This window comes from Flavobacterium sp., from assembly GCF_028689845.1.
In the GTDB taxonomy this organism is placed as follows: Bacteria; Bacteroidota; Bacteroidia; order Flavobacteriales; family Flavobacteriaceae; genus Flavobacterium.
Window position 1 is genome coordinate 17573 of record NZ_JAQVCH010000032.1, and the last position, 10047, is coordinate 27619.

The window sequence follows — 10047 nt, forward strand, 5'->3', positions numbered from 1 at the left end:
AAAAGAATAACTCTTTCTTATCTAACAAAAAAAAACAGAATTCAATTAAAATTTTACTATGACAGCAGCTAAAGATTTGATGTTTAAAGGAATTAAGTATACCGTTGGAGCAATTCCGGTTATGTTTATTGGTCCTTCCTTGATTCATAATGCGTTTATGAATAAGCATACAAACTGGCACTATCTTGTGCTGGGAATTGGAATTTTACTTTGTGGATTATCGGTTTATTTAATGTATAAAGGCATACAAATCATGGTTAAAAGCATATTCGATGAAGAACAATAACAGCGATTTAAAAAGTCTTCCAAAACAAATGATTTATTTATCACAAAAATAAATCTATAGGTTATAATTATTAAAAAATTTTAGATGAAAAAGATTATTTTTTTATTCGCAAGCTTTGGCTTGATTTCTTGTTTTCAGCAAGAACGCAATTGTGCTGATTTTAAAACTGGAAAATTTCAATTTGAACAAGAAATTGAAGGTAAAAAAGAGATTTCTATTTTTGAACGTACTGATTCTATCCAAATTGAAACATTTCGAGGAAAAACAGATACTTCCGCAGTTCGGTGGATTAATGATTGTGAATTTGTCTTGAACAAACTTCATCCAAAAGGAATGAGCGATAAAAAAACCATTCACATGAAATTTTTAACCACTACTCCTGATTCGTATACTTTTGAATATTCTTATGTTGGAGAAAGTAATAAAATGAAAGGAACTGTCAAAAAAATAAATTAATTTTACATCCTAAATTTTAAACAAACCAAAATTCTATGGAAGTATTTGCAAATCCCGATGCATGGATTGCCTTATTAACACTGACCTTTTTAGAAGTTATACTTGGAATTGACAACATCATTTTCATTTCTATTGTAACTGGTAAATTACCCCAAAAAGACCGAAAAAAAACTACGCAAATTGGTTTATTCTTAGCCATGTTTATGCGAATTGCCTTATTATTTGGAATCACCGTTTTAATAGCAATGAAAGCACCTTGGTTTTCTGTAGATTGGGGTTGGTTTAGCGGCGAATTTACTGGGCAAGCGATGGTACTTTTTCTCGGTGGTTTATTCTTGATTTATAAAAGTACCAAAGAAATTCATGAAAAAGTAGACCATAAGGAAGAGGAAGAATTTCCTATTAAATCGAAAGTTGCAAAATCTTTTTCAAGTGTGATTGTTCAAATTCTATTAATCGATTTAATTTTTTCAGTAGATAGTATCTTAACCGCAGTTGGAATGACCAATGGTGTCGAAGGAGCTTTGTATATTATGGTAACGGCAGTCGTGATTTCTGTTGGTGTAATGATGCTTTTTGCAGTTCCTGTTGGTAATTTTGTGAACGAGAATCCGTCCATACAAATATTAGGTTTAGCCTTCTTAATCCTCATTGGATTTATGTTAATTACCGAAAGTATGCATTTATCAAATGCTCAATTAGTTGGGGAACACGTTGGAGCTGTTCCAAAAGGATATCTCTATTTTGCCATCGCTTTTTCGCTGGCCGTTGAATTTATCAATATGAAAATTAGAAACAGAAAATAGCACTTCAAGGATAAAAAAATAGCCCAACTATTATGGTTGGGCTATTTTTTTACTCTAAACTCAAGGTGATTTGACCATCATCATCTAATTCAGTTTGAATGTCTTGCGAAACATTGTCTTCGCCAGAAACCTCCATTTCTTCGGGAACTACTTCAACAGGTTCTTCATAAGGAAGTGATTCCAATAAGTTGATTTGTTTCACCTTATCCGATGTCAATTGATTTCCTAAGGCTTTAATTCCTTTAACCGAAATAAACTGCTCTAAATCTATAATTTGATTCTCTTTTTGAACTCCTTTAACTTTTGCAAAAACGACTTCGCCAACAGGACGCCAATCGGTTGAAACAATTTCTAATTGCGATTTATCGTGCTCTGTTATAAAAATTTCTTCTTTGTTTTCATTTTCAATCAAAAATCGTTTTACATAATAACGATCCTTCTCACCATCATAATAGATAGCTGAAATTGGTTTTTTGGGATGCCATTTTTCCAAAACAACCATATCTTCCTCAAAATGAGTAGTCAATTCGGGAATAATTGTTTTTAGTTTACCCGATTGATTGATGACTAAAATTCGATCATTCGGTCTAAATTCGCCTAGCAATTCTCCTCTTCCATCTACGTTTAAGCGTTGAACCGTGTCATCAAACCAAATTTTACGTGGACGTAAAGTTGAAATTCCTTTCTCTTTTAATTCGATTTTTTTAATTGGATATTTGGTCACCGTATTTCCTCTAGAAGCTCTACCTTTTATCGCTATATCGGTAAAATCTAAATCCCATTTCAGTTTTTTTACACTTCCAACTTGGCGTAACAAAATGGTAATTACTTCTGCTTCTCCATTTGGATTAGCGGAGAAATAAAGCACTTGTGAACCTGGTTTTTCTTGTGTTAAATCGTAAAATTTATCACGAGTAACACCAGAAACATTAAAGCGTTTGATAAATGTAGAACCGCTTTTTCCGTCCCGATAAATCATATTATAAATCGTACGTTTGTCGTTTTTATCAAAAATAGCAAGGTGAATAATGTCTTTGCCTACAAATTTTTTATCATCAACCTTGGTCACCATCATTTTACCATCTCGTAAAAAAACAATCACATCATCAATATCCGAACAATCGGCCACATATTCGTCTTTTTTCAGTCCTGTTCCCAGAAAACCTTCTTCTTTATTGACATATAATTTGGTATTTCGCAAGGCTACTTTGGTTGCCTCAATAGTATCAAAACTTCGCAACTCCGTCTGACGTTCGCGACCTTTTCCATATTTTTCTTTTAACTTTAAAAAGAAATCAACCGCAAAATCAATAATATGATTCAAATGATGTTTGACTTGTTCCATTTCCGCTTCCAATTTCGCAATCGCATCATCTGCCTTATCCGAGTCAAAACGCGTAATTCGAATCATTGGAATTTGCGTTAACTTTTGTAAATCATCATCGTTAATCTCACGAACAAATGCTTTTAAAAAAGGTTTAAAACGGTCATACATATAAACATACAGTGATTCTCTGTCTGAATACAATTTGAAATCTATATACATTTCTTCGCGAATGAATATCTTTTCTAGCGTAGAGAAATGCCATTTATTTTCGAGTTCTTCCAACTGAATTTCTAACTCCCGTTTTAATAAATCAACAGTTCGATGAGTTGAAATTTTCAACATATCCGAAACGCCTATAAATAACGGTTTATGATTTTCTATCACGCAACCCAATGGAGCAACGGAAGTTTCGCACGCAGTAAAAGCATACAACGCATCAATCGTTTTATCGGGCGAAACGCCAGGCGGAAGATGAATTAAAATTTCAACTTCTGCTGCCGTATTATCTTCAATTTTTTTAACTTTAATTTTTCCTTTTTCATTGGCTTTCAAAATGCTATCAATCAAAGTAACCGTATTGGTAGAAAACGGAATTTGTGTAATCACCAACGTTTGTTTATCTAATTGTGCAATTTTAGCTCGAACGCGTACTCTTCCGCCACGCAAACCATCATTATAATTGGAAACATCGGCAATACCAGCTGTTGGAAAATCAGGAAATAAGGTAAACGGTTTATTTTTTAATATTTTTATGGAACAATCAATGAGTTCATTAAAATTGTGTGGCAACACTTTCGTGGATAAACCCACCGCAATACCTTCTGCTCCTTGAGCCAAAAGCAAAGGAAATTTAACTGGAAGATTGATGGGTTCAGCACGACGACCATCATAAGACATTCCCCAGGCTGTAATTTTGGGAGAAAATAAAATATCGTGTCCTAATTTAGAAATTCGTGCTTCAATGTATCGCGAAGCCGCAGCAGAATCACCCGTAAGGATATTTCCCCAGTTTCCTTGCATATCGATTATCAAATCTTTCTGACCGATTTGCACCATGGCATCGCCAATACTCGCATCGCCATGCGGATGGTATTGCATGGTATGTCCCACAATATTAGCTACTTTATTATAACGACCATCGTCCAATTCTTTCATGGAATGCATAATCCGACGTTGAACCGGTTTAAAACCATCTTCAATGGCAGGTACAGCTCGCTCTAAGATAACATACGAAGCATAATCCAAAAACCATTCTTTGTACATTCCTGTTACTTTGGTAATGGTATCTTCTGGATTTTCGTTGTTTTCGTAGAAGTTTTTTCCGCCAGACATACGAATGTCTTCAAATCCTTTTTCGGAGTTTACTTCGTTGGATTGTTCGCTATTTTCATCTTCTGGGATGATATTTTCTTCGTCTTCGTTCATTGTATTTTGTTAACGGTTAACGGTTATAAATTGACAGTAAACTGTAAACTATAAACTGTAAACTATTGTTTCTCCACCACATCCAACTCTACTTTCAAATTGTTAATGATAAACTCTTGTCGATCTGGCGTGTTTTTGCCCATATAAAACTCCAATAAGGTCTCGATAGAAGTCGCTTTATCCAACATCACAGGGTCTAACCGAATACTTTCGCCAATAAAATTCTTGAATTCGTCTGGCGAAATTTCTCCTAAACCTTTGAATCGGGTAATTTCTGGCTTGGGTTTTAATTTTTCAATCGCATTTACCCTTTCTTCGTCGCTGTAACAATAAATGGTTTCCTTTTTATTTCGTACTCGAAACAAGGGCGTTTGTAAAATATATAAATGACCATCTTTAATTAATTCTGGAAAAAATTGCAAGAAGAAGGTAATCAAAAGTAAACGAATGTGCATACCATCGACATCAGCATCGGTGGCAATTACGATATTGTTGTAACGCAAATCTTCCATCGATTCTTCGATATTTAAAGCGGCTTGCAACAAGTTAAATTCTTCGTTTTCATACACAATTTTCTTGCTCATTCCATACGAATTCAGAGGCTTTCCTCGCAAACTAAAAACCGCTTGTGTATTCACATCGCGACTTTTAGTAATAGAACCCGAAGCCGAATCTCCTTCCGTGATAAAAAGTGTACTTTCTAAACTTCGTGGGTTTTTGGCGTCGGTTAAATGCACCCGACAATCGCGTAATTTCTTGTTGTGTAAACTTGCTTTTTTTGCTCGGTCTTTGGCTAATTTTCGAATACCCGAAAGTTCTTTACGCTCCCGTTCTGCTTGCAGAATTTTACGCAGCATTAAATCGGCTACTTCTGGATTTTTGTGTAAAAAATTATCTAGTTTTTTTGAGATAAAATCATTGATAAATGTCCGAACAGTTGGCCCTTTGGGACCAATATCGGTTGACCCTAATTTGGTTTTGGTTTGGCTTTCAAAGACCGGTTCTTCTACTTTAACTGAAATAGCCGAAACAATTGATTTTCTGATATCTGAAGGATCAAAATCCTTTTTATAAAATTCGCGTATGGTCTTTACAATCGATTCGCGAAAAGCATTTAAATGTGTTCCTCCTTGCGTCGTGTTTTGTCCGTTTACAAACGAATGGTATTCTTCAGAATACTGTGATTTACTGTGAGTAATGGCCAATTCAATATCTTCACCCGAAAGGTGAATGATTGGGTAAATCATATCTTCCTCGGCAATATTTTCTTCCAATAAATCTTTTAAACCATTCTCAGAAAAATACTTTTCTCCGTTGTAATAAATAGATAAACCCGTATTTAGATAGCAATAATTTTTGAGCATTTTAATAATATACTCATTGCGGTATTTATAGTTTTTAAAAATCGCTTCATCGGCTATAAAAGCCACTTTGGTTCCGCGGCGTTTAGTCGATTCTTGAATGTCTTCTTCCAGGGTTAAATCGCCTGCGGAAAACTCAGCTGCTTTTTGTTGGTTATCCCGAACGGATTCCACACGAAAGAAATTAGACAACGCATTAACTGCCTTAGTTCCTACTCCATTTAAACCAACCGATTTTTTAAAGGCTTTCGAATCGTATTTTCCACCCGTATTCATTTTAGAAACGACATCGACTACTTTCCCTAACGGAATACCACGACCATAATCACGAACGGTAACTAATTTATCTTTGATGGTTACTTCGATGGTTTTTCCTGCACCCATCACATACTCATCAATACAATTGTCCAGAACCTCCTTCAACAAGATATAAATTCCGTCGTCGGGAGAAGAACCATCGCCTAATTTTCCGATATACATACCGGGTCGCATTCGAATGTGTTCTTTCCAATCGAGTGAACGAATATTGTCTTCGTCGTATCTAGTTTCTACTGTCATTTTTAAAAATTCGAATTCGTGCTAATATACTGGAAATCGCACGTTTTTTCAAGCCAATTTTAAAGAAGTTATTAAGATGATATTGACAATTTAAAGTCAGCTTACAATCGTTAAAAAAGGAAAATATTTCATCCTTCAATTATATTTTTTTTGGAAATTCTTAACGAATTTAAGCAAAAAAAACCGTTGCATTTCTTCAACGGTTTTCTCTATTTTCTTTTCTCTATATTCTATTCTCCAAGATTACACATTAAAACGGAAATGCATCACATCACCATCTTTTACAATATATTCTTTTCCTTCTACGCGTAGTTTTCCCGCTTCTTTTACTTTTGCTTCTGAACCAAATTGAGAATAGTCTTCAAAAGCAATAACTTCAGCTCTAATGAATCCTTTTTCAAAATCGGTATGGATTACTCCGGCTGCTTTAGGTGCCGTATCGCCAATATTAATAGTCCAAGCACGTACTTCTTTGACGCCTGCAGTGAAATAGGTTTGTAATTTTAATAATTTATAGGCTGCACGAATTAAAACAGCTGAACCTGGTTCAGATAATCCCATATCTTCTAGGAAAATTTGTCGTTCTTCATAACTTTCTAATTCGGTAATATCTGCCTCTGCACCAACAGAAAGCACAATTACTTCTGCTTGTTCATCTTTGACTAATTCACGAACTTTGTCAACGTAATGGTTTCCTTTTACAGCCGCAGCTTCATCTACATTGCATACATATAAAACTGGTTTTGAAGTAATTAACTGAAACTCTTCCATTAATTCAACTTCATCATTATTTTGAGGAACAATGGTACGAGCCGACTTAGCTTGCAATAAAGCTTCGCGGATTCGGTCTAATAATGCTTTTTCAACAATTGCTTCTTTGTTTCCGGTTTTGGCCGCACGATTAGTTTTTTCCAACCGTTTTTCAACTGTTTCTAAGTCTTTTAATTGCAATTCGATATCAATTGTTTCTTTATCACGAATCGGGTTTACATTGCCGTCCACGTGTACAATATTGTCATTATCAAAGCATCGCAACACGTGAATAATCGCATTACACTCTCTGATATTTCCAAGAAATTGATTACCTAAACCTTCACCTTTACTCGCACCTTTAACCAAACCGGCAATATCAACAATATCAACTGTTGCCATTTGCACCCGTTCGGGCTTTACTAATTCTTCCAATCGGTTAATACGAGGGTCTGGTACATTCACCACACCTATATTCGGTTCGATAGTACAAAAAGGAAAGTTTGCACTCTGTGCTTTAGCATTTGACAAACAATTAAATAATGTTGATTTTCCAACGTTGGGTAAGCCTACAATTCCTGCTTTCATCTTTTAGGTAATGGTTTATTGGTAATGGATAAACGGTTTTTAAACGGGTGCAAATATAGTTTAAAAGTTGCGGAGTAGCAAAGTTTAATAAAAAGGTAATTTATTTAAATTTTAAATTCTGAATAGATTCAGATATGTAAATTATATAAGATTAAAAACAAGTGTTATAACATTACTTATTGATGTTGGTGTTAGATTTGTAACTAATTAACTAATAAAACTTTATATTATGAAAGCACCACTTATCGGGCTATTATTTTTATTCACAACGAGTAACATTATCGCCCAAAACATAGACGTGAAAGATGAAACGAAAACAACTACTATCACTATTAAAGATTCTAAAGGTGAAAGTAAAATTGTAGAAACAGAAAAAACAAAAGAGGTTCAAGAACTAGAATTTGAAAATCCGAACTCTTCTTCCTTAAACAAGGATGTAAAACCAACTCCAGTAAATGTAACTACTACAAGCGAAGTGCGTGTTGACGGACAAACAAAATCTATCAACATTGATCATTCTTCTTATTACGATTTAAAAGGAACAAAATATGAAATCAAATCGGATAACAATGGCTATCTTTTATTAAATAAAAAAGACAATTCAAGCAACGGCTTACTTAGAAAAACATCCAATAACAATTATATTTTCACCAGCAAAAACAGAGTTTCAGTCGGATATTTTAATGAAAAAGGAAACTTAATTTTAGAAACCTACGACCCAAAAACAGACCGTATGATTTTGGAAGAATTTGTAATTACCAAATAAAAAAATGAGTTAAAAAATTAAATTCCTGACTAACATCAGGAATTTTTTTTATTTAATTATTTCAAAATTGGCGGGTAACATATCGCCAATTCTTCTTTTTGCTATCTCGCCTGAAAAATCTATTTCATCAATATTTGTAAAATTACCATAAGCGTCTACATAAAATGAAGGTGTTCTAAAAATCACGGCCGATTGTTCTTTATTATTATAGCGTAATTGAAAACCTTTTTGAAACTTTAGCTTTACTGAAGTTGTTACTTTAATTGATGGTGCAATTACTTTAATTAACGTCAAATCGCCTTCTGGAAATACTTCAAAATGCAAACTGGGGTCTGTTGCAAAACTTCCTTCAAAGAGCATAAACTCATTTTCTCCCCATTTTTTAGTGATTAAGTTTTTAAAAAAATGTTTGGACGAACCTAAATAAGCCTTTTCACGATTTTTTTCGATTTTTGATTTTGAATCGCTTATCTCTTGAAAAAAGGAAGTGCCCGAAAAAAAGTTAGCTTTTTGAAATTGCTCTGAAAGAGTTCTTTTGGAATAGGAAACGGAAAATTCCATTAAATTAAAATCGACTTCATATCCTAAATAGGGATTTTCAATTTTTATGATTTCATCGGAAAAAGCAGCAAGCACAAAGTTTTTAGAATCATATGAAAACTGAATGGCCGCTTCATTTAAAATAATACAAGCTCGTCCGCCTTTAGTTTCTCCTAGAAATTGCTTTCTAAAAACCTGTAACATTTCTTTCCGTGTAAACGGAATTGGCTCTAAAAGAACCTCGGTTAGCGAAATGGAACTCGGTTTAAGTTGAATATCTAGTGAAGATTGGATATTAGTAAGATAAATCGACTCATAGCCAATATAACTGATGACTAAAATGGCATTTGGGATAGCCAATGCTTTTAATTCAAAAAAACCTTCTGTGCTGGTTGTGGTTCCAAGTGTTGTTCCGTCAAAATAAACTGAAACGCCTGGTAATGGAACATGATTTTCATTGAAAACAGTGCCTTGAATCGATTGCGAGTTCCCGATATGAAAAGTAGCAATTAGAAAACAGGTGAAAAAAAATTTAATCATGACAAAAAAATCCCTTTAAAAAAGGGATTAAAATTATTCGTTATGTAAAAAAGCTTGTCTGTTTAAGAGTGTTTCTTCGCTTTCTACATGATTATCATCGGGCACACAACAATCAACGGGACAAACCGCTGCACATTGTGGCTCATCATGAAAACCTTTACATTCGGTACATTTTCCAGGAACAATATAATAAACTTCGTCAGAAATAGGCGTTTGAGCCGCTTCTGCATCAATTTCAGTTCCATCTGGCAAAATCACTTTACCGCTTAATTTTGTTCCGTCTTTATATCGCCAATCATCTGCTCCTTCATAGATTGCTGTGTTTGGACATTCTGGTTCGCATGCCCCGCAGTTGATACATTCGTCTGTTATAATGATTGCCATTTTTTTTAACTTATAAATTAAAAGTTGGTCATAAAAAGTTTTTTAAACTCACGGTTTCGCAACCAACTATAATACTTATTTTTGTGCAAAATTACAATGTTAACCACATAAAAACAAGTTACAAATGTTAGAAATGTCACAAAATGAAATAAAAAATGCTTTTATTGATTTAGGAAAGTTCCTGAGTCAGTTTTCTCTTGAAGGAAATACAAAGCAAAAAGCAATTAAAAACAATGATCCTCGTTTTGAAGCATTTGAAC

The 10047-nt window shown here is 34.1% G+C and carries 9 protein-coding genes; 4 read left to right on the forward strand and 5 right to left on the reverse strand.

Annotated features, from left to right (window positions below; genetic code table 11):
* Nucleotides 1-58 precede the first annotated feature (58 nt).
* The 3 genes from PHR76_RS11095 (at nt 59) to PHR76_RS11105 (ending at nt 1548) form a co-directional block, all read left to right on the forward strand.
* The gene (locus PHR76_RS11095; protein ID WP_300062456.1) at nt 59-286 is read left to right on the forward strand and encodes a DUF6095 family protein; all 228 of its coding nucleotides are present in this window, start codon (nt 59-61) and stop codon (nt 284-286) included.
* 84 nt (nt 287-370) lie between these two features.
* Nucleotides 371-742 carry a DNA topoisomerase IV gene (locus PHR76_RS11100; RefSeq protein WP_300062459.1) on the forward strand — a complete coding sequence of 124 codons (372 nt, stop codon included), beginning with the start codon at nt 371-373 and terminating at the stop codon, nt 740-742.
* A 35-nt stretch (nt 743-777) separates the two neighbouring features.
* Nucleotides 778-1548 (forward strand): TerC family protein, encoded by a 771-nt coding sequence (locus PHR76_RS11105; RefSeq protein WP_300062462.1) that lies wholly within the window; start codon nt 778-780, stop codon nt 1546-1548.
* Nucleotides 1549-1597: 49 nt separating this feature from the next.
* On the opposite strand, the gene PHR76_RS11110 is transcribed toward PHR76_RS11105, so the two are convergent.
* The 3 genes from PHR76_RS11110 to ychF form a co-directional block, all read right to left on the reverse strand.
* Complete coding sequence (locus PHR76_RS11110) at nt 1598-4300, reverse strand: DNA gyrase/topoisomerase IV subunit A (protein WP_300062465.1); 2703 nt, start codon at nt 4298-4300, stop codon at nt 1598-1600.
* Nucleotides 4301-4362: 62 nt separating this feature from the next.
* The gene (locus tag PHR76_RS11115) at nt 4363-6219 is read right to left on the reverse strand and encodes a DNA topoisomerase IV subunit B (RefSeq protein WP_300062468.1); all 1857 of its coding nucleotides are present in this window, start codon (nt 6217-6219) and stop codon (nt 4363-4365) included.
* A 243-nt stretch (nt 6220-6462) separates the two neighbouring features.
* On the reverse strand, nt 6463-7557 hold the full coding sequence (gene ychF, locus PHR76_RS11120) for a redox-regulated ATPase YchF (protein ID WP_300062471.1): 1095 nt from the start codon (nt 7555-7557) through the stop codon (nt 6463-6465).
* A gap of 229 nt (nt 7558-7786) precedes the next feature.
* Here ychF and PHR76_RS11125 point away from each other — a divergent pair, with 229 nt between their 5' ends.
* The gene (locus PHR76_RS11125) at nt 7787-8323 is read left to right on the forward strand and encodes a hypothetical protein (RefSeq protein ID WP_300062474.1); all 537 of its coding nucleotides are present in this window, start codon (nt 7787-7789) and stop codon (nt 8321-8323) included.
* A gap of 48 nt (nt 8324-8371) precedes the next feature.
* Here PHR76_RS11125 and PHR76_RS11130 read toward each other — a convergent pair whose 3' ends face one another.
* Nucleotides 8372-9403, reverse strand: a complete 1032-nt coding sequence (locus PHR76_RS11130) for a carboxypeptidase-like regulatory domain-containing protein (protein WP_300062477.1) — start codon at nt 9401-9403, stop codon at nt 8372-8374.
* A 33-nt stretch (nt 9404-9436) separates the two neighbouring features.
* Nucleotides 9437-9787: a 4Fe-4S dicluster domain-containing protein gene (locus PHR76_RS11135; protein ID WP_300062480.1), complete on the reverse strand. Its 351-nt coding sequence runs from the start codon at nt 9785-9787 to the stop codon at nt 9437-9439.
* Nucleotides 9788-10047: the final 260 nt, after the last annotated feature.

Coding starts and splice junctions, on each gene's coding strand:
- PHR76_RS11095 (WP_300062456.1), top strand. CDS start 59: ATGACAGCAGCTAAAGATTTGATGTTTAAAGGAATTAAGTATACCGTT.
- PHR76_RS11100 (WP_300062459.1), top strand. CDS start 371: ATGAAAAAGATTATTTTTTTATTCGCAAGCTTTGGCTTGATTTCTTGT.
- PHR76_RS11105 (WP_300062462.1), top strand. CDS start 778: ATGGAAGTATTTGCAAATCCCGATGCATGGATTGCCTTATTAACACTG.
- PHR76_RS11110 (WP_300062465.1), bottom strand. CDS start 4,300: ATGAACGAAGACGAAGAAAATATCATCCCAGAAGATGAAAATAGCGAA.
- PHR76_RS11115 (WP_300062468.1), bottom strand. CDS start 6,219: ATGACAGTAGAAACTAGATACGACGAAGACAATATTCGTTCACTCGAT.
- ychF (WP_300062471.1), bottom strand. CDS start 7,557: ATGAAAGCAGGAATTGTAGGCTTACCCAACGTTGGAAAATCAACATTA.
- PHR76_RS11125 (WP_300062474.1), top strand. CDS start 7,787: ATGAAAGCACCACTTATCGGGCTATTATTTTTATTCACAACGAGTAAC.
- PHR76_RS11130 (WP_300062477.1), bottom strand. CDS start 9,403: ATGATTAAATTTTTTTTCACCTGTTTTCTAATTGCTACTTTTCATATC.
- PHR76_RS11135 (WP_300062480.1), bottom strand. CDS start 9,787: ATGGCAATCATTATAACAGACGAATGTATCAACTGCGGGGCATGCGAA.